20 protein-coding genes and 1 tRNA gene are annotated in these 20,792 nt (G+C 34.3%); 5 read left to right on the forward strand and 16 right to left on the reverse strand.

All coding sequences use genetic code 11. From position 1 onward, the window contains the following. Positions 1 to 31: 31 nt before the first annotated feature. A complete protein-coding gene (locus BJS11_RS01570; protein WP_069994437.1) occupies positions 32 to 1,060 on the reverse strand; it encodes a sugar-binding transcriptional regulator in 1,029 nt (342 codons plus the stop codon). A 487-nt stretch (positions 1,061 to 1,547) separates the two neighbouring features. Between BJS11_RS01570 and BJS11_RS01575 the strand changes: the two genes are divergently transcribed. Beyond that, positions 1,548 to 1,775 carry a hypothetical protein gene (locus BJS11_RS01575; protein ID WP_069994436.1) on the forward strand — a complete coding sequence of 76 codons (228 nt, stop codon included), beginning with the start codon at positions 1,548 to 1,550 and terminating at the stop codon, positions 1,773 to 1,775. Between the two features lie 103 nt (positions 1,776 to 1,878). On the opposite strand, the gene BJS11_RS01580 is transcribed toward BJS11_RS01575, so the two are convergent. Further along, the gene (locus BJS11_RS01580) at positions 1,879 to 2,481 is read right to left on the reverse strand and encodes a DUF4887 domain-containing protein (protein ID WP_069994435.1); all 603 of its coding nucleotides are present in this window, start codon (positions 2,479 to 2,481) and stop codon (positions 1,879 to 1,881) included. 284 nt (positions 2,482 to 2,765) lie between these two features. On the opposite strand from BJS11_RS01580, the gene BJS11_RS01585 reads away from it, so the two are divergent. The 3 genes from BJS11_RS01585 to BJS11_RS01595 all read left to right on the forward strand — a co-directional run bounded on the left by BJS11_RS01585 (position 2,766) and on the right by BJS11_RS01595 (position 4,454). Further along, entirely contained in the window at positions 2,766 to 2,963 is a 198-nt protein-coding gene (locus tag BJS11_RS01585) for a hypothetical protein (RefSeq protein ID WP_069994434.1), read from the forward strand. Between the two features lie 363 nt (positions 2,964 to 3,326). Beyond that, the gene (locus BJS11_RS01590) at positions 3,327 to 4,223 is read left to right on the forward strand and encodes a TIGR01777 family oxidoreductase (protein WP_069994433.1); all 897 of its coding nucleotides are present in this window, start codon (positions 3,327 to 3,329) and stop codon (positions 4,221 to 4,223) included. Between the two features lie 24 nt (positions 4,224 to 4,247). Next, positions 4,248 to 4,454, forward strand: coding sequence for a hypothetical protein (locus BJS11_RS01595; RefSeq protein WP_069994432.1), 207 nt, complete (start codon positions 4,248 to 4,250; stop codon positions 4,452 to 4,454). 51 nt (positions 4,455 to 4,505) lie between these two features. Here BJS11_RS01595 and clpP read toward each other — a convergent pair whose 3' ends face one another. Further along, positions 4,506 to 5,090, reverse strand: a complete 585-nt coding sequence (gene clpP / locus BJS11_RS01600) for an ATP-dependent Clp endopeptidase proteolytic subunit ClpP (RefSeq protein ID WP_069994431.1) — start codon at positions 5,088 to 5,090, stop codon at positions 4,506 to 4,508. A 155-nt stretch (positions 5,091 to 5,245) separates the two neighbouring features. On the opposite strand from clpP, the gene BJS11_RS01605 reads away from it, so the two are divergent. Then, positions 5,246 to 5,317, forward strand: a tRNA-Arg gene (locus BJS11_RS01605). 127 nt (positions 5,318 to 5,444) lie between these two features. On the opposite strand, the gene BJS11_RS01610 is transcribed toward BJS11_RS01605, so the two are convergent. From BJS11_RS01610 to BJS11_RS01670, 13 genes are all read right to left on the reverse strand, one after another. Next, on the reverse strand, positions 5,445 to 5,693 hold the full coding sequence (locus BJS11_RS01610; protein ID WP_069994430.1) for a GlsB/YeaQ/YmgE family stress response membrane protein: 249 nt from the start codon (positions 5,691 to 5,693) through the stop codon (positions 5,445 to 5,447). Positions 5,694 to 5,966: 273 nt separating this feature from the next. Further along, complete coding sequence (locus BJS11_RS01615) at positions 5,967 to 6,809, reverse strand: YitT family protein (RefSeq protein ID WP_069994429.1); 843 nt, start codon at positions 6,807 to 6,809, stop codon at positions 5,967 to 5,969. A gap of 205 nt (positions 6,810 to 7,014) precedes the next feature. Beyond that, positions 7,015 to 7,959 carry a DNA-binding protein WhiA gene (gene whiA / locus BJS11_RS01620; RefSeq protein WP_069994428.1) on the reverse strand — a complete coding sequence of 315 codons (945 nt, stop codon included), beginning with the start codon at positions 7,957 to 7,959 and terminating at the stop codon, positions 7,015 to 7,017. A gap of 32 nt (positions 7,960 to 7,991) precedes the next feature. Continuing rightward, a complete protein-coding gene (mgfK, locus tag BJS11_RS01625; RefSeq protein ID WP_069994427.1) occupies positions 7,992 to 8,990 on the reverse strand; it encodes a gluconeogenesis morphogenetic factor MgfK in 999 nt (332 codons plus the stop codon). Continuing rightward, the gene (gene rapZ / locus BJS11_RS01630) at positions 8,977 to 9,903 is read right to left on the reverse strand and encodes an RNase adapter RapZ (RefSeq protein WP_069994426.1); all 927 of its coding nucleotides are present in this window, start codon (positions 9,901 to 9,903) and stop codon (positions 8,977 to 8,979) included. The genes mgfK and rapZ overlap by 14 nt, the downstream gene beginning before the upstream one ends. A gap of 422 nt (positions 9,904 to 10,325) precedes the next feature. Further along, a complete protein-coding gene (gene trxB / locus BJS11_RS01635) occupies positions 10,326 to 11,270 on the reverse strand; it encodes a thioredoxin-disulfide reductase (RefSeq protein ID WP_069994425.1) in 945 nt (314 codons plus the stop codon). Between the two features lie 65 nt (positions 11,271 to 11,335). After that, a complete protein-coding gene (locus BJS11_RS01640; RefSeq protein ID WP_069994424.1) occupies positions 11,336 to 12,772 on the reverse strand; it encodes a tetratricopeptide repeat protein in 1,437 nt (478 codons plus the stop codon). A gap of 21 nt (positions 12,773 to 12,793) precedes the next feature. After that, positions 12,794 to 13,273 carry an acyltransferase gene (locus BJS11_RS01645; RefSeq protein ID WP_069994423.1) on the reverse strand — a complete coding sequence of 160 codons (480 nt, stop codon included), beginning with the start codon at positions 13,271 to 13,273 and terminating at the stop codon, positions 12,794 to 12,796. Positions 13,274 to 13,282: 9 nt separating this feature from the next. Further along, positions 13,283 to 14,116: a prolipoprotein diacylglyceryl transferase gene (gene lgt, locus BJS11_RS01650; protein ID WP_167351801.1), complete on the reverse strand. Its 834-nt coding sequence runs from the start codon at positions 14,114 to 14,116 to the stop codon at positions 13,283 to 13,285. Then, a complete protein-coding gene (gene hprK, locus BJS11_RS01655) occupies positions 14,116 to 15,054 on the reverse strand; it encodes an HPr(Ser) kinase/phosphatase (RefSeq protein ID WP_069994421.1) in 939 nt (312 codons plus the stop codon). Before hprK ends, lgt begins: the two co-directional genes overlap by 1 nt. A gap of 346 nt (positions 15,055 to 15,400) precedes the next feature. Further along, the gene (uvrA, locus tag BJS11_RS01660) at positions 15,401 to 18,238 is read right to left on the reverse strand and encodes an excinuclease ABC subunit UvrA (protein ID WP_069994420.1); all 2,838 of its coding nucleotides are present in this window, start codon (positions 18,236 to 18,238) and stop codon (positions 15,401 to 15,403) included. A gap of 5 nt (positions 18,239 to 18,243) precedes the next feature. Next, positions 18,244 to 20,229 carry an excinuclease ABC subunit UvrB gene (gene uvrB, locus BJS11_RS01665; RefSeq protein WP_180365205.1) on the reverse strand — a complete coding sequence of 662 codons (1,986 nt, stop codon included), beginning with the start codon at positions 20,227 to 20,229 and terminating at the stop codon, positions 18,244 to 18,246. A gap of 329 nt (positions 20,230 to 20,558) precedes the next feature. Next, on the reverse strand, positions 20,559 to 20,789 hold the full coding sequence (locus BJS11_RS01670) for a CsbA family protein (RefSeq protein ID WP_069994418.1): 231 nt from the start codon (positions 20,787 to 20,789) through the stop codon (positions 20,559 to 20,561). Positions 20,790 to 20,792 lie beyond the last annotated feature (3 nt).

Genomic DNA, 20,792 nt, shown 5'->3' on the forward strand with positions numbered 1-20,792 from the left:
CTCCTTTAATAATGATATTTAAAAAGTATAATTACTTTTTATTACTGTTGTTCGTGATTATGCTCGCTGCGCCTTCATCTGTAATTAATACAGTGTTCTTAGGGGCAATTGAAAGATAAGCTTTGATTGCCTCTCCTTTTGATTTACCCCCAGCGACAGCAAAGATAAACTTTTTCGACTCAAGATCTTCTAATTGTAGTCCAATTGTTTTCACTTTATGGACGATATCGCCTTGATCATCGAAATAATATCCAAATGCTTCTCCCGAGGCATTGTGATGTTGAAGTTTATCTATAACTTCATTAGGTGATTGACGTCTTCGCGCCATCTTCAGCGCATCACCAATGCCGTGGATTGTTATGTTGGATTCTTTAATTTTTTTTAGTGTATGAATCACTGATGGTTCTAACATAAGTGTATTGTATGTTGTTTCACTTACATTATCTGGAACGTACAATGTTGTATAATCACCATTTGTTTGTTCTGCCATACTGGCTGCGATGGTATTCGCTTGATATACAACATTTTCGCCAAGTCCACCTCGTGCTGGAACAAAAAACACATTGTAAGGTTGACTATGCATTGCTTCACTCACGTAGGCCATTGTCGACCCACCTGTAACTGCAACAATTGCATCATCAGAAAGCACATCTTCAACTAACTGTCCTGCTTGTCGAGATAATTCAATCTTCACTGTTTGATCAGCATCTGAATCACCTGGAATCACATAGACTTCATCGATTCCGTACTGTTCTTTAATGACCTGTGCAAGATGATGGTCGTCAGAAAATATATTAAAATAACTATTCAACTGACGCACCGTAGTTTCGCCTGCTTCGGTAATTTCCATTCCCGTAGGCTTAACTTTAATGAGTGCTTGTTGTTTCAATATGTCTGTTTCAGAACGAAGTACACGCTCAGTTAACTCCATATATTCACTTAAACTACGTCGACCTACTGGTTGGTGCTTTGCAATAGTAGTGAGAATTGAAAAACGTCGATACATTTTTTCAACAAGTTCTGGAACAAGCTTTTGTTGAATTTTTACCAAATCCTTCACTACTATCCTCCTCCGTTTCTATATAAAGGGTCAAGTTTCAACCATAGATTGACTTTTTACGTCCCTGGTGGGACAAAAAAATATAACCTCTTATATTTGCAATAATACTACTATGAATTTGAAATTGCAAGAGAAATACTTTTCTATTCAAATTTCGCTTTATCGTTAAATCAGTGATTATCAATTTGTATTATCGCTTATGGTGATATTATACCCCTTTCGTATATAAATAATCATTTTTTGCTGAAATTTTTTATTATCTCTATGATTCATTTTATTCATAAAGTAAAATCAAAAACATATCTTGCTATTCATACTGACTTTGTTCAATACACAGTATCATGCGTCAGTGTATTTTCTAGGGTGAAATAAATTAACAGTACATTGATTATCTATCCTTAATACATTTAGCAATGTGTATGCTTTGAATCTATGCTCTATAATTATTAAAATATAGTTTATCACTTATAAATAGGGAGGCTAGTTCATGTCTCGAGACCAACAACCAGAAGTCATTGATCCAAAAGATCAACGTTATAAAGACGATGACTACTTCAAACAAGCACAACAATTTAATACGACATCATCACGACAATCCTATCATTATTCCAAGAACATTGGTTGTGGTTGTGGACCACTTGGTTGTCTCAGTGGATGTATGACGCTTATTTTGTTATCTGCATTAATCACTTTCTTATTAAATTTCTTCTTTTAAAACGCTTATAAAAATTGTCTGCCACTGTAGTTGCGTTTCATTAATAATTATTTTTAAAAAAGCAATCGCTACTTTTGAGCGATTGCTTTTTGAGTGACTATTTTTATTCATTTGATGATTGTGCACTTCTATTTGTGTTTGTATTACGGTTGTTACTATTTTGCGTTGATTTTTGCTGTGTATTGTTCTGAGCGCTTCTTTGTTGTGTTGAAGGTTCAGGTTTTCTTTGTTCTCTCGTTGGTTCAGTCGTTTTTTTTTCAGTTGATGGTTGAGGTGTTTTCTCTTCAGTTGTCTTTTCCTCAGTAGTGCGCTCTTCTGTCGTACGTTCTTCCGTAGTTGCTTCTTTCGTTTTTTCTGCTGTTTTTCTTTCTTCAGTTGTACGTTGTGTCGTTGCAGGTTGTTGTGTACGTTGTTGCGTCTGTTGAGTTTGCTGTGTCTGAGGGATTTGTTGCGTCTGTTGTGTCTGCTGGATTTCTTCAGTAGATTTTTCTTTCGTCTTTTTCTCTTTATCTTTTTGTTTGTCTTTTTGTTCTTGTTTCTGATCCGCTAAGCGTTCATTAGCTTTATTGGAATGATCCACAAATGCTAAAATAGCAAAAACAAGTCCTCCAACTAATAATAAGACAATTAAACCACTAACTATTTTTGCAAAACCGCTCATTTTCTTATTGTTTTGGTCATCAAAATTATTATTTTGATTAGGCATATACTTCCCTCACTTCACTTTATATCTTCACTTTTTTATACGTGTACATGTTTAATACCAAATGTGTATTTTACACTATTTCATTTATGAATCAAACTAATTATTAAATTTCTTATCTTGGTGTTATCCTAAAACTATATCTATAGTAAAATACATATATAGATTACTATATTATGCTTTAAACTCATCTTAAGCTAAAAGAATATCCACTTTCAATACTTTTGTAGAAATAAAAAATTAAAATTGATACTTTCTCTAATATCATAACAGGATGTGTTATAAAAATGAAAAATCATGATCCATTTGATTTTGATTCATTAGACCGCGATGATGCGCATCATCGAAAAGGTTTACGTCAAATTATGTTAGACAACGAAACTTATGACTCAAAATCATATTCGAAAACACGTTTTTCATTCTTTATTATGACAATATGTTTGCTACTATTTGGTTTTGGATTCATTTTGTTTTATCTATTTTAAATTATAACATTTTATTAAAACCACGACTTAAAAGGTCTGATGTTAAATGATAGTTCCTATGCTTTACTTACGTTAATATATAATTAAAGACCTATACGTTAAACGTATAGGCCACTACTAAAGGGAGTCAAAATTTTACCTTCGTTAGTATATTATGGGGTATACTCGAAATAATTAAGAGATGATTAATTCATATCGAAGGTACTTTTATTATAATGTGAATCTATTTTATTTTAAATAGTTCTTTAGCGAAGTAAATGACATATTATTGAACAAAGTTTGAAAAAATTATGACCTTCAAATGCAATTGATGATTTCTAAAGTGATTGTAACATTAGGTATGAATACTCATGAGGTGATAAAATGAAACAATTTTTAATAACTGGTGGTACTGGTATGGTTGGCACGCAACTCGTTGAAGCACTCATTCAAAGCGATGCACATATCACGATTCTCACAAGACAAGATATAACGACGACGCATCCAAAAATTTCATATGTTAACTGGTCACAGCCAGGCTGGCAAGATCAAGTTCCCAATATAGATATTGTTATTAACTTAGCAGGTGCGAGTCTCAATAAAAGATGGACTACAGCATATAAACAAACAATTATGTTAAGTCGTATTCAAGCTACACAAGCTTTATTCGAATTATTTAAAACGCGTGAACATAAACCGTCTGTATTTTTCAATGCAAGTGCTGTTGGTTACTATAAACCTGATTTAAATCGCACATATACAGAATTATACAAAACATTACCTTTTGATTTCCTATCAGAAGTCGTATATCAATGGGAACGCTTTGCACGTCAATTCGAAGACTTAGGTACACGTGTGATTATTGGCAGATTCGGAATGATTCTTTCCGACAAAGGCGGCGCATTGCCTATGATGAAACTACCTTACGATTTATATCTAGGTGGAAAATTAGGCTCAGGACGTCAATGGTACTCTTGGATTCATATCGATGATTTAACAAGAGCTATCTTGCATACGATCAATACAGAAAAAGCGAAAGGTGTCTTTAACTTTACAGCTCCAATCGTAGAACATCAAAACTTATTTGGCTATACGATTGCACGTGTAACACATCGCCCACACTTAACATGGGTACCTTCAATTATGCTGAAGCTTGTTTTAGGACAAATGTCTACAGTCATACTAGATACACAAAAGGTAATCCCAAATAAACTACAAGCAATAGACTTTAAATTTAAATACCCAGATTTAAAAATTGCGCTTGAAGACTTAGTCCAATAATTCAATAAGGAAGCGAAATTTCATATGAAACATGACCGACTAACACATATTTTATTATTAATTGTAGGCCTATTATTTCTTTTAAATGGTGCAATGGCCTTTGATAATACACTCGCAATGCTAACTGTATCTTTAGTATTAATCATTTTTGGGCTTGGTATTACTACGATCGCCATTAGGTTAATGTTAAGTAATCAAGCCAAGAAACAACACAAATCAAACAGCAAATAAAAAAGCGAGCAAAGCCATTTATTGACTTTGCTCGCTTTACATATTCACATTCTATGATTCTGGAATCATTACTTCATCAACTAAACCATAAGCTTTCGCTTCTTCAGCTGATAAGAAATTATCACGATCTGTATCTTTTTCAATTTTTTCGATTGATTGACCTGTACGTTCAGCTAAAATTTGATTTAATTTAGCACGTGTTTTTAGAATGTGGTTAGCAGCAATTTCAATTTCAGTTGCTTGACCTTGCGCGCCACCTAGTGGTTGGTGAATCATAACTTCAGCATTTGGTAATGCAAAACGTTTACCTTTCGCACCTGCTGCAAGTAAGAATGAACCCATTGATGCAGCCATACCGATACAAATAGTTTGTACATCTGGTTTGATATGTTGGATTGTATCGTAAATCGCAAATCCAGCTGTTACACTACCGCCTGGTGAGTTAATGTAAAGGTAGATATCTTTCTCAGCATCCTGTGCTTGTAAGAATAACAATTGAGATACAATAGAGTTTGCTACATTATCATCGATTTGAGAACCTAACATAATAATACGGTCTTTTAATAAACGTGAGTAAATGTCATAGGCACGTTCCCCACGGTTTGTTGTTTCAATTACTGTAGGTATTAAATTCATTAATATTGCCTCCTTATTTCTAATTGATAAATTTATTTTAACCCAAAAGTCAAACATGGTCAAAAAATAACGCTCGAAAAATTTTAAGAATCTTAGATTGTTCTTATTGACCGTTGCGTTTAAGATTTGTACACTAATATTAATGTGTTTATTAACCCCTCGTAGTGTAATGGATAACACGTAAGATTCCGGTTCTTAAGATAGGGGTTCGATTCCCTTCGAGGGGATTCAGTCAACTGATACTCTCATTTACACAATCAAACAAAAAGAGCTCCTATTATGTAGGAAGCTCTTTTTTAATATCAAAGCAGATAATAAATCTCAATTCTTATTTATCATCACTTAATTATCAAATTATTTTCTAAGTGCTTTCAAAATAAATGAAAGAAGTAAAATCAAAACAATCGCACCAATTAAAGCTGGAATAATCGGAACGCCACCTAATACTGGTCCCCATGTACCTAATAATTTACTACCGATTGCTGAACCAACTAAACCAGCGATGATATTTCCAATGATGCCGCCTGGAATATCTTTACCTAAAATAACGCCAGCTAGCCATCCAATTAGGCCACCTACAATAATCATTAAAATAAATCCCATAATTACTCTCCTCTTAAAACAATATTTTTGTAAACCAAAGCATTTTACTATTTATATTTCAAAATGACGAAATATAATAGTTGCTTCAAATTTGCTGTGTATTAATAAATTAAATACTACAATCGTATTCATACCCGTTTTTAAAAATGTAAACCATATTTATCAAAATTTTATTTAAATTCATTTTAAAGGTGTAATATTTACAGAACTAGTGTCACATAACCATATATTTTTTCGACATTAATTCTTAGAAAATTGTAGTTTTTATCTGCATTAATTCATATTAATAAATGTACTACCTAAAACATCACGTACATCATGAATAACTAAAAATGCATTTTCATCTACTTCATTTACTAACTTTTTCACTCTAGTTACCTGAGATTGTGGTACAACGACATAGAGCATGTGCGTTTCAGTCTTACCATAGCCGCCCTTACCAGTCAGTATTGTTGAACCTCTGCCTGTAAAAGCGTTGATTTTATCGCTGATATCCTCACTTTTATTCGAAATGACGGTAACTGCTTTTTTCGGGTTGAATCCTTCTATAATAAATGCGGTTGCGCGTTCAGTAACAAATAACATAATAATTGTGAATAAAACATTTTCTAGAGGCAATACCATTAAAAACGAAAGTACGACGATCGCATCTAGGATAAAAATACCTTGTGATGTCTTAATTTCTGTGTATTTATTGACAATTTTAGCAATAACGGAGGTACCACCAAGTGTACTACCAGTTGATATAACTAATCCTGCGCCAATACCAATAATCGCGCCACCAAATAATGAGTTTATTACAAAATTGTCCACACCGAGATTAATATTTTCAGTTAAATGTAAGAAGAATGATAATGCAGTATTTGAAATAACGGTATATACCGCAACTGTTTTACTTAAAAATTTCCACCCTACAAAAACGACAATTGTATTGATAATAAAAGATGTCCATGCTGGTGATAGGCCAAATGCATACATGAGTGACAGTGAAATACCAACTGTCCCACCATCTCCTAAATTTGAACCGAGTAAAAAACAGTTTACACCGATTGCATTGATTAACGTACCAATTAAACAAAAAACAATATTTTTATAATGCTTTTTCACCACATTCATGATGTATCCCTCCTCTATTCCATGTATTTTTGTATTAAAAAAGACACCTCTGTGAGGCGCCTATGACTAATTGCTTTCCATAAGAATATTCTTATATTAGCATATTTATTTTATATATGACTAGAATGAATTTATTTTACACAGAAATTTAATCTGTAGGATACATCAATCATATAATTCATCAATATGTACTCGACTCGACAATTTAGAGCTCAATTGATTCCCCGCTTCTCAACTTATCTGCCATTTCGTTTAACTTTCTCAAACGATGATTGACACCAGATTTAGAGATTTTACCGATGGACATCATTTCACCTAACTCTTTCAGTGATACTTCTTGGTGCTCTATTCTAAGTTTCGCTATTTCGCGTAATCTATCTGGCAAATTATCTAAACCAATTTCCTGATCAATCAAATGGATACTTTCGACATGCTTCATTGCTGCACTAACCGTTTTATTTAAATTTGCTGTTTCACAATTCACTAAACGGTTTACTGAGTTTCTCATGTCACGTACGATACGCACATCTTCAAACTTCAATAACGCTTGGAAGCCGCCAATTAAACTTAGGAAATCTGATATTTTTTCTGCTTCTTTTAGATATGCAATACTCCCTTTTTTCCGCTCAAGGTGTTTTGCATTTAGCTCATATTCATTCATGAGTTGAGTTATACCTTCTGAATGATCTTCGTATAATGAAAATATTTCCAAATGATAAGATGACGTTTCCGGATTATTTACAGAACCACCCGCTAAAAATGCACCACGTAGATAACTACGTTTCATATCATCATCTCTTATCATTGCTTCATCAATTTCATGCGTAAACACGCCATCCTTTAAAATACCTAATTCATTTAATATCTCACGTGCACGTGTTTTAATACGGCAAATATAGATATTATTCTTTTTCAGTTTCATTTTTTTTCTAACAAGTAATTCGACCTCAACACTAAACACTTTTTTAATTAGTGAATAAATACGTCTGGCAGTTGTGGCATTTTCTGTTTGTACGTTGATTACAAATTGCTGATTTGATAGACTGAGCGCTCCATTCATTCGAATAAGAGCACTGAGCTCTGCTTTTGCATTTTCTTCGTCAACTTCAATTCTTGTCAGTTCATTTTTCATATCTGATGCAAAGCTCATGAGTTATTCAGTCCCTTCTATACTTTATCTTCTCAATTATTGTTGTCTTTTTTACGATTAAATTCAATTGTAGCAGTTTCTCTCATAGCAATTTCATAAATCATCTTGGACAACACTTCTGTATTATGGCGCACATAATTTTCAGATGATACTTCTACTAAATTCGGATGTGTAAATACCTTAATATGTTGTGCTTCCATTTCATCGTTATTACATTTTACCGGTTCTGCACCGTCTTTCTTATAACGTTCAATGACATCACCATGAAAATCTTGCGTGCTGCAAATCGCATAATTAATACATTTACCACCCATATGGTCATGTATGGCATTGACGTGATCGACAGCAGAATAATTGTTTGTTTCACCTGGTTGTGTCATCACATTTGATACATATAGTTTGGGTGCATCTACTTTAAGTAACGCATCTGTTATACCTTTCACACATAAGTTTGAAATCACACTTGTATATAATGATCCCGGCCCCATGACAATTAAATCTGCTTCTTCTATTGCTTCTACAGCTTCTTCCATAGGGGTTACATCTTCTGGTTCTAAAAATACACGTTCAATTTTTTTGTTTTTCTTAGGTATTTTAGATTCACCGTAAACGACTTCTCCGTCTTCCATAACAGCATTCAATCTGACACTCGTATTTGTAGAAGGAATGACACGTCCTCTAATATTCAAAATTTTACTTAGTTCTTTTACAGCATGTCCAAAATCATCAGTAATGTTCGTCAAAGCAGCAATAAGTAAATTACCTAGAGAATGCCCTTCGACTTGATTTTCTTTAAAACGATATTGGAATAATTGTTCCAACGTAGATTCTGTTTCACTTAATGCAGAAATTACGTTTCGTATATCTCCAGGCGCTGGAATATCCATTTCGCTTCTAATTTTCCCAGTACTACCACCATCATCCGCTACTGTAACAATTGTAGTGATATCGATGGGATACCCTTTTAAACCACGAGCTAACACAGATAAACCGGTACCTCCACCTATCAATACAAGTTTAATTCTTCTCATCTTTTAGTTTCACGCCACTTTCAACATGTGCATCTCTATGATGCACATACACATTATAGTCAAAACTCTCTTTGAGTTCTGCTGCGATACGTTTGGCTAATGCTACAGATCGATGTTGTCCTCCTGTGCAACCAATTGCAATAACTAGTTGTGATTTCCCCTCTTTTTTGTAGCCAGGTATCATAAATTTCAGTAAATCAATTAATTTTTCATAAAAAATATTTGTTTCTTTCCATTTCATCACATATTTATACACAGGTTCATCTTCGCCTGTGAGCGGTCGCAATTCATCAACGTAGTGTGGATTCGGTAAAAAACGTACATCAAACACGAGGTCGGCATCTCTCTGAATGCCATGTTTAAATCCGAAACTTGTCACATTAATGTTAAATGTTTGCACATTACTTTGATTGAAATAATCGTTAATTCTTTTACGTAATTCTTTCGGTTTCATTTGGGTTGTATCGATTGTATAATTTGCTAAACCTTTAATTTCATTCAATAATGCTCGTTCTTCTTCTATCGCTTCTATCAATGAACGTTGTCCGTTTTCATTTAAAGGGTGCGCACGACGTGTTTCTTTATATCTGGAAATCAAACGCTCATCTGACGCTTCCAAAAACATCATATCTACGATGACATCGGTATTACTTTTAACCAAATCCATTTCTTTAATCAGCGATTTGAATAATTCTTTTCCTCGTAAATCAATGGCGATTGCTACCTTTTGCAATGATGGATTACCTTGTCCCATCAATTCAACAAATTTTGGTAAAAGTATGGGTGGTAAATTATCAACACAAAAGTATCCGATATCCTCTAGACTTTGAATAACTACAGACTTACCTGCACCTGATAACCCTGTCACGACTAACAATTCACTTTTAACTATTTCTTTTTCTTCTAGTTGCATTATTTACACCATCCGTCGATTTATTTAATCATAAAATGTTTTTACATTGTTAACAGTTCATTATATTAATATGAATGCTACATTTCACTATAAACAAGTCTAACAATCTTATGCTATCATATATTATTTTACATGAAAAAGGTCTTAGGTAGTAGTTTAATCATATCATAGCAAATATTCATTTATGTATTTTAAATTAAGTTATTAAATGTTTTCTATTTATATAAAATTATTCCTTATAAAATGCACTATTGAACGATTCACTGTGCGTTTCAATTGCTGCGTATAACGAATGGTTGAATTACGAAAGCAAAGTAAATCATGTTAACCTTATGAAAAAAGCTAGAATGCTGCAACTTACATAATTGGTAAGCTCACATTCTAGCTATGACTGAATTTATTGGTTATTGAATACGAATATATTATGCTTCAATAGTATCTTTAAGATGTTCTATGAACGCAATTGCACTTTGTGCTGCAATACTACCATCACCAGTTGCAGTTACGATTTGGCGTAAACCTTTCTCACGTACATCTCCTGCTGCATAAACACCAGGGATATTTGTACTCATATCTTCATTTGTTAGGATATAGCCAACTTCATTAGTAATACCTAAGTCTTGGAACGGAGCAGTTAATGGTTTCATACCTATATAAACAAAAACACCATCAGCGTCAAGTGTTTGTTCCGCACCATCTTTCGTTGATTCTATTGTAATAGAGCCTACTTTTCCATCTTTCTCATTGATTGTTTTCAATGTGTGACTCCAGATGAAATCGATTTTGTCATTTTTAAACGCACGATCTTGAAGGATTTTTTGCGCACGTAATTCGTCTCTACGGTGTACTATTGTCACACTATCAGCAAATTTAGTTAAAAATGTACCTTCTTCAACAGCTGAATCTCCACCGCCGATAACAAATAATTTTTTCCCTTTAAAGAATGCACCATCACATACTGCACAATAACTTACACCACGGCCACCAAGTTCTTGTTCACCTGGTACTCCGATTTTTTTATATTCTGCTCCTGTTGCAATAATAACTGCATGTGCTGTAATTACATTATTACCTAGATTAATTTCTTTGTAATTACCTTTATCTTCAATTGATTTAATATCACCATATTGATATTTTGCGCCAAATTTTTTCGCATGTTCAAACATTTTCGTTGATAAGTCCGGTCCAGTTACCATTTCAAAGCCAGGGAAGTTCTCAACTTCCTCTGTATTTGCCATTTGTCCGCCTGGCATACCACGTTCAATCATTACAGTACTTAGATTTGCACGTGAAGCGTAAACTGCTGCAGTCATACCTGCTGGGCCTGCACCGATAATTGCTATATCAAAATCTACTTGTTCAGCCATTTAAATTGCCTCCTGTTTAATCATTCATTATGCGAAGTATATACGATTCCTTGCATTTTATAAACTTATATGCTCACTAAATAATCTATCGTTTTATTTAAACGATAAGCTGAAATATCAAACCATTCTAAAACTTGTTGCTTCGTAATTTTTATATCAGTATTACGATAATACATATATACACAAGCAGCAACATAATCTCTAACATGTGTGAGTTCAATTTTTTCAGCGATGATTGCTTCAGCTTGGTCAATCCATACGATAAACAATTCTTCATTATTTTTCAATGATTCAACACCATAAAGCATCAACATGCCTTTATGAATAAACTCTAATTTATTTAATTTTAAGTCTTGAATCAAATAAGTGAGGTACAGTTTTTCATAATCGTTCATTGATTCTAGAACGCCCCAGATTTCTTGCGTCAGAAGTACTTCTCTGCCTTTAAGCTGATTTAAAAGGAAGATGCCATACAACCTATGGTGACTATTATCATTTAACAATAAAGGTAATACTTGTTGATCAAAATATGCTTTACTTTCATCTATAACCCATGGCGCATGACCTACATCCACTTTACTTATCTCTTGTAATTTACCCCAAAAGTATTTACTATCTTCGAGGTTCCCTAAATAGTAATGATTGTAACTAAGTGCATTATACATTTGGATAGAAAGAAATTTACCTTTTCTATATAAAGGTTGAAGTATTTTTTGAGAAGCTTCATATTGTTTTAAATAACACAGCACAATACCTAATTTAAATGATTCATCATCATTCATTGGCGCTACTTTGCTGAGTATTTTTAAATAGCGTTCGTATTTTTCATTGTTATTCGTGTTATACAATAACAGCGTATAATGACAAAGTGCATGTACATCTGTATTATCTTCGCTTAACAAGCGTTCAAACATTTCTTTCGCTGTTTCATATTCATTCAAATATAAATAACACATCGCAAGTAAATTACGAACGACACGATGATCTTGAATGTCAGTTTTTTGACTCAATATAAAGTCTCGTGCCTCAGGAAGTCTTCCTTGTGAAAACAAATATTGAAATATTAACTGTATCGCAAATAATTGGCATTCAATTTCGATTTTTTCTGCAGAATGATAGGACACCTCGAACATTTCTTCGAGCTCCTCTTGATAGCTTTCATCCTCGGAAAGTGCTACATAATTCATTCCAAATAAAAACGCTTTGTTAGCTTCATTCATTGTGATATTCAACTGACTTAACTGAAAATAGCTTTCTTCAGTTGCCTCACCTTGAGCAATGCTTTCATAAAATAGATGCTCCGCTTTATTTCCTAATCCTAGGTGAACCAAGCATTCTGAGTATATGACTTTCGTCTCAAAATCTTGAGGTGACATTTCAAGCACTTTGCTATAGTAGTCAGCAGCCTTCTTGTATTCTTGTTGATGGAATTTTTGATTAGCCAATTTTTTATAAAATTGACTATCAAAGTTCATAGGAATGATATTGTCGTTTCGCGCCATCCATAGCCACCTCCTAAAGGTTCATTTATATTTTATTTGTATGGGATTACCATACGCTAACGCATGATCTGGAATATCTTTAGATACAACTGAACCGGCACCGATTTTCACATAATCACCAATCGTAACTCCTGGTAAAATCGTCACATTTGCACCAATCAACGTATGATTTCCAATTTTAACGGGACCCGTTGTGAAGGCATCGACTAAAAATTCATGTGTTAAAATCGTTGTATTATAACCAATCACACAATTTTCTCCTATTGTAATGTACTCTGGATATAATAAATCTGGAACCACTTTAAATGCAAATGCAGTGTTTGGCCCAATCGACATTTTCAAACAGTTACAATAAACCCAATGCTTGAGTTTAACATTTGGCAGATATCGACATAGCTCGATTAGCACGGTTTGTCTAAACATTTTTACGCTTTTAACATAACGATACATTCGCCATAATGGATTAACACCATCTACAGTTCGTTTTTTTAAATTACGCATGTTATCTCATCACTTCTCTTTTAGATTTGGCCAAGCCAATGGTCCAACATCTTTATAGCGCGGCGAATTATATTTCACTCGTCTAATAATCATGATACTAATACCAATAATAACGAGTAGCACTGATACAAGCTGTGCAACACGAATATCGCTCGTCAGCATCAAACTATCCGTACGCATGCCTTCTACGAAAAATCTACCTATAGAATACCAAATCAAATAGAGACAGAACGTATCACCAATACGAAGATGTTTTCGTAATAAAATGAGTACCACAAAACCTAATACATCCCATATCGATTCATATAAAAACGTCGGCTGATAATATTTTCCATTAATATACATATTATTAATAATGAAATCGGGAATATGTAATTGCTCGAGGAACGCTTTTGAAACAGGGCCACCGTGTGCCTCATGATTCATGAAATTCCCCCATCTACCGATACCTTGACCTAATATCATACTTGGTGCAATAACGTCACCAATTTGAAATGGATTAATATTCTTTTGCTTACAAATAATAATACCCGTAGCAAAACCACCTATGAGCCCACCATGAATAGCAATACCACCTTGCCAAATCATAGGTATTTCAATTGGGTGTTGTGCATAATATGGCCATTGGAAAATGACAAAATAAATCCTCGCTACCACGAAGCCAATAATTGCACTCCAAAAAATAATATCAACTAATGTGTCTTGATGAAATCCAATGCGTTTCACACTGGCTTGCGCAATAAAATACCCTAGCAATATACCAGCAGCAATTATTATGCCATACCAACGTACCGAAATCGGTCCTAATTCAAACGCAATTGGATCGATATAGTTTAATACCATTATTTATTCTCCTCACTATTGTTTCCATTGCGCATTATTTCCGCATTGAGACGATCATTAAATTCTTCAGCCGTGTTAATTCCCATAATATTTAATCTATAGTTCATAGCTGCGACTTCAATAATCACTGCCACGTTACGACCAGGACGTACAGGTATCGTTTTTTTCGTAATCTCAGTATCTAAGATTCTTAACGTTTCTTCATTTAAACCTACACGATCGTATAATTTATCTTTATGCCAGTTCTCTAGATGAATATTTAAACGCAAACGTTTTTCGGTCAAAATTGATCCTGCACCAAATAATGTCATCACATTAATTATGCCTAAACCTCTGATTTCTAAAAGATGTTCTATTAATTTCGGTGCTCTACCAATCAATTCATCTTTACTAATTTCTCTAATTTCAACATTGTCATCAGCAACAAGTCTATGACCTCGTTTAATTAACTCTAGGGCCGTTTCACTTTTACCAATTCCCGAATCTCCAGTTATAAGAACTCCGACACCATACACATCCACCAGTACGCCATGCAATGAAGTAGTACGTGCTAATTCATGTTCTAAAAACGTAGTTAGACGACTCATTAATTGTGTCGTTGCGGTTGTTGAAGTGATTAAAGGCGTGTCGTGTTCTTTTGCCGCCTCAATTAATTCTTCAGGTGGTTCTAAATCTCGCGTAACAATAATTGCCGGCGTTTCAGGACGACATAGTTTTCTCATACGACCTTTACGCTCTTCATCCGGTAATAAATTATAAAAAGATAATTCTGTAGTACCTAACAATTGAATGCGGTCTGATGCATAATGCGAAAAATATCCCGCCATCTCCAATCCAGGTCTAGAAATATCTGTATTTTTGATCTGTTTATTTAAACCTGCTTCACCTGCGATTAATTCAAGTTTAAAACGTTCTACCAAGCTCTTTGTCGTTAACATTCATTCACCTCTATCATTCATTCTCTTACATTTACACTATGCTATTATCATATCAAAAAGAACTGATAATCTATATTAAAAAGTGTAACTGTCTCATAATTTATCCATACCTTTATTATCATACCTTATATTAATTATAAAGGATATCACTTATCGAAAAGCTACTTAATTTTAAAAATAAACTATTGAGCATTTTGAATCTACTAGTGCTATATTTGTAGGCTATTAATTTTATAGTTCAAAAAACTCCTACAATATACGTATATGAAAATTCATACGCATTGTAGGAGCTTATGTTAAAGCAACAATTCATATTTATATCAGTCATCCTATAACAACAAATACGTTAATGTTTGACCGTGTCTCTTTCAAGTACAGGTTTTAAATATTGACCTGTATAACTCCCTTCGACAGAAGCAATTTCTTCAGGTGTACCTGTAGCAACAACAGTACCACCACCATCGCCACCTTCAGGTCCTAAATCAATAATGTGATCCGCCATTTTAATTACATCCAAATTATGTTCAATAATTACGACAGAATCTCCATTTTCTACAAGTTTGTTTAATACTTTCAACAATCTACTAATATCATCCACATGCAAACCTGTTGTAGGCTCATCTAAAATATAAATTGAACGGCCAGTTGAACGTTTATGCAGTTCTGATGCGAGCTTCACTCGTTGTGCTTCCCCACCTGATAACGTCGTAGCTGGTTGACCTAATGTGACATAACCAAGCCCAACATCAACAAGTGTTTTTAATTTGCGATGTATTCTTGGAACATTTTCAAAGAAAGTAGTAGCATCTTCAGCCGTCATAGCTAAAATATCTGCAATATTCTTTCCTTTGTAAGTGACTTCAAGTGTTTCGCGATTATATCGTGTACCTCCACAGACTTCACATGGTACATAAACGTCTGGTAGGAAGTGCATTTCTATTTTTATAATGCCATCACCTTTACAAGCCTCACAACGACCACCTTTAACATTAAAACTAAAGCGACCCTTTGTATAACCACGCACTTTGGATTCATTGGTTTGGGCAAAAATATCTCTTATATTGTCAAACACACCCGTATACGTTGCCGGATTGGATCTAGGTGTACGTCCAATAGGCGATTGGTCAATATCTATAATGCGGTCTAATTGATCAATACCTTTAATTTCATCGTATTCGCCAGGTTTCACTTTGGATTTGTTAATATGCTTAGCTAAAGATTTATAAAGTACTTCATTTACTAATGTACTTTTACCTGAGCCTGATACGCCTGTCACAACTGTCATTGTAGATAATGGAATATCCACATCGATACCTTTTAAGTTATTGCTACATGCACCTTTAATCGAAATCTTGCGGTCTGTAATCTCTCTTCTAGCTTCTGGCACTTCAATACGTTTCTTACCACTTAAGTATTGTCCAGTTAGTGATTGATTGTTAGCCATTACTTCTTTTGGAGTACCACTAGCAACAATTTGCCCGCCATGTTCACCTGCGCCAGGTCCTACATCAACTAAATAATCGGCAGCACGCATTGTATCATCATCATGTTCGACAACGATTAATGTATTTCCTAAATCACGCATTTCTTTTAACGTGTTAATCAATCTATCATTATCACGTTGATGTAATCCTATTGATGGTTCATCTAAGACATAAAGAACACCTGACAGTCTAGAACCAATTTGTGTCGCTAAGCGTATACGTTGTGCTTCCCCACCTGATAAAGAACCAGATGCACGATTTAATGTTAGGTATTCAAGTCCCACGTTATATAGAAATTCTAGTCTTGAATTGATTTCTTTTAAAATTTGATTTGCAATCTTTTGTTCTTGTTCTGTCAGAGTAATATGTTCAAATGCATGTAACGCATCTTTAATTGAACGTTCAACAACGTCACCGATGTGCATACCATCTACAAACACAGATAGCGCTTCGCGACTTAAACGTTTACCATGACACGTCTCACATGGTAATTCCGTCATATATTTACTCATCATTTCTCTAACTAATTCTGACGGAGATTCATGATATCTTCTATTAATGTTATTTACGACACCTTCGAACTCCATTTTACGTGTGCGTGTTTGTCCGTTTCGTTGTGTAAATGTAAATTCAATCTCTTTACCTTTTGAACCATATAATATGATATCTTTTTGTCTGTCAGTTAATTTTTTAAATGGTTTATCCATGTTTATTTTGTAGACTTCGCAGACGCGTTTTAAAATCGTTGGATAAAAATCAGAACTAGAAGATTCCCATGCTACGATGGCATTTTCATTTAATGTCTTACTTGCATCTGGTACTACTAAATCTAAATCGACCATGAGTTTTTGACCTAAACCGTCACAAGTTGGACAAGCACCAAATGGACTATTAAAACTAAACATACGCGGTTCTAATTCACCAATTGAAAATCCACATATTGGGCAAGCGTGATTTTCAGAGAATTTCAATTCTTCTCCTCCAATGATATCTACCACCAATGTACCTTCTGATAATTGTAATGCCGTTTCTATAGAATCGGCTAAACGTGTTTCTATGCCTTCTTTCACTACTAAACGGTCCACTACAACTTCGATTGTGTGATTTTTATTTTTATCTAAAGCTGGCACTTCATTTATATCAGAAATTTCGCCATCTACACGTACACGTACATACCCTTTTTTGGCAATGTCGTCAAAAAGTTTTTCTTGCGCACCTTTTCTATGCGTAACAACGGGTGCCAATATTTGAATTTTGGAACGTTCTTCTAATTTCAGTACTTGATCAACCATTTGTTGAACAGTTTGTGATTTGATTTCAATACCGTGATTTGGGCAGAATGGTTTTCCAATACGTGCATATAGTAAACGAATATAATCGTAAATTTCTGTCACCGTGGCAACTGTTGATCTTGGGTTCTTACTTGTTGTTTTTTGATCAATTGAAATGGCAGGAGAAAGACCTTCAATAGTGTCTACATCAGGTTTATCCATTTGTCCTAAAAACTGTCTAGCATATGCACTAAGTGATTCTACATATCTTCGTTGACCTTCGGCATAGATTGTATCAAACGCCAATGATGATTTTCCTGAGCCTGATAAGCCTGTCATAACAATGAGCTTATCCTTTGGAATTGTGATGTCAACATCTTTCAAATTATGGGCACGTGCCCCTTTAACTACAATGGATGGTTGCTTCATATGCTTCACCTTTCTGCTTTTAATTCAAACAACATATCTCTCAATTCTGTTGCTTTTTCGAAATCTAAATCTTTTGCTGCCTTCTTCATTTCTTTTTCTATATTTGCAATTGTTTTTTCGCGTTCTTTTTTCGTCATTTTCTTCGGTACTTCAGTTTGTTGTTGTTCATTCGTTTCATCATTGTCTACCGTTGCACTGATAACATCGTGTATTTTTTTATTAATTGTAGTTGGTGTTATGTTGTGTTTTTCATTATATGCTTCTTGAATGGAACGACGTCTTTCTGTTTCATCCAATGCGTAGCGCATAGAATCTGTAATTTTATCACCATACATAATAACTTCACCACTACTATTACGAGCAGCACGTCCAATTGTTTGTACCAATGAACGTTGTGAACGTAAAAAGCCTTCTTTATCTGCATCTAAAATAACAACCAACGAAACTTCTGGTATATCAATACCCTCTCTCAGCAAGTTAATACCGACAATAACGTCATACGTTCCCATTCTCAAGTCACGTATGATTTCAATACGTTCTAACGTCTTTATTTCTGAATGTAAGTAATTAACTTTAATACCTGCTTCCTTAAGATATGTCGTTAAATCTTCACTCATTTTTTTCGTTAATGTAGTCACCAATACGCGTTCATTTTTATCAATACGATCTTGAATTTCACCGAGTAGGTCATCAATTTGATTTTCTGTAGGTCGCACTTCTACCTTAGGATCGAGTAATCCAGTTGGACGAATAATTTGTTGCACCATCTCATCTGTATGTTCTAACTCAAAAGGTCCTGGTGTGGCAGATACATAGACAAATTGTTTTGTTTTTTCTTCAAACTCTTCGAATTTTAACGGTCTATTATCTAATGCACTTGGCAAACGGAAACCATGATCGACAAGCACTTGTTTACGTGCACGGTCGCCATTATACATACCTCTAATTTGTGGCAATGTAACGTGCGATTCATCAATCATCACAAGCCAATCGTCACCAAAATAGTCTAATAATGTATATGGAGTTGAACCTAATGGACGTAACGTTAAATGCACAGAATAGTTCTCTATACCTGAACAGAAGCCCATTTCTCTCATCATTTCCAAATCATAATTCGTACGTTGCTCTAAACGTTGTGCCTCTAACAGTTTATTTTCTGAACGTAATTCTGTTAAACGTTCCTCTAATTCTTGTTCAATCCTTTGAATCGCCGATTTCATTTTCTCTTCACGTGTAACGAAGTGAGATGCTGGGAATATAGCAAAATGATCGCGTTCTCTCAATACTTCTCCTGTTAAGTAATTCACTTCACGGATACGATCAATTTCGTCACCAAAGAATTCAACACGGATACACATTTCTTCTCTAGAAGCTGGGAAAATTTCAACTACATCTCCCCTAACACGGAATGTACCACGTCTAAAGTCGATGTCATTTCTTGTATATTGAACATCCACTAATTTTTTCAATAACTCACTTCTATCCATTTCCATACCTACACGTACACTTACCACTAAGTCGCGATACTCTTCCGGGTTACCTAAACCGTATATACAACTAACACTTGCAATGATGATAACATCATCTCGTTCAAACAATGCACTAGTAGCTGAGTGTCTTAATTGGTCTATTTCATCATTAATGGATGCATCTTTCTCAATAAATGTATCTGTTGAAGGGACATAGGCCTCTGGTTGGTAATAGTCATAGTAACTGACAAAGTATTCTACTCTATTTTCAGGGAAAAATTCCTTAAACTCACTATATAACTGACCAGCTAGCGTTTTATTATGTGCGATAATCAACGTAGGTTTACCAACTTGCTTTATAACATTACTCATGGTAAAAGTTTTACCGGTACCTGTTGCACCAAGTAATGTTTGGTGTCTTTTCCCCTCATTTACACCTTTCACGATTTTTTTGATCGCTTCTGGTTGATCCCCTTGCGGTTCAAAATTAGAATGCAGCTCGAATGGATAATGCTCCATAATGACATACGCCTCCCATTTAATCTCTCTCGTGACGAACCTATGAACACCATTTTTATCACATATTTATATACATTCACATATGCGCTTAATTTTTATGTGCGGCTCAAATACTTTCTTATACTTGTTTCATATTTTAACAGATTAGCGAACAAGAAAGCAAACATTTGTTCGCAATAAATTAACTTCACTTTATAACGAAAAACAAACACAGTTATTCACCATGTTTGTAAATTTTTGATTTTCATCATACTTTCTTCTATTATCTTGAAGTCATATAATTATAAATCTCATATTTGATTATAGCAATTAGGTTGCTCGATACTTAATGTTTAGTCATCTTCTTTTTTATGTAACTCTAGCTGATCAATAATTAGATAACCAGCAAGCAAAGAGACAACGTCTATAAAAATAATCCACTCACTATGGAAAAAGCCTTTTTCAACTGAAGCACCAATTATGATAAGTGTAAGTATGGTGCCCACCCACTTGTTCCTTGTTAATACGCTTAACAGTACTACTAGGACACAAGGAAAAAAAGATGCGAGAACGTACCAAATCATTAA

It is taken from the genome of Staphylococcus caeli, from assembly GCF_900097965.1.
Classification (GTDB): domain Bacteria; phylum Bacillota; class Bacilli; order Staphylococcales; family Staphylococcaceae; genus Staphylococcus; species Staphylococcus caeli.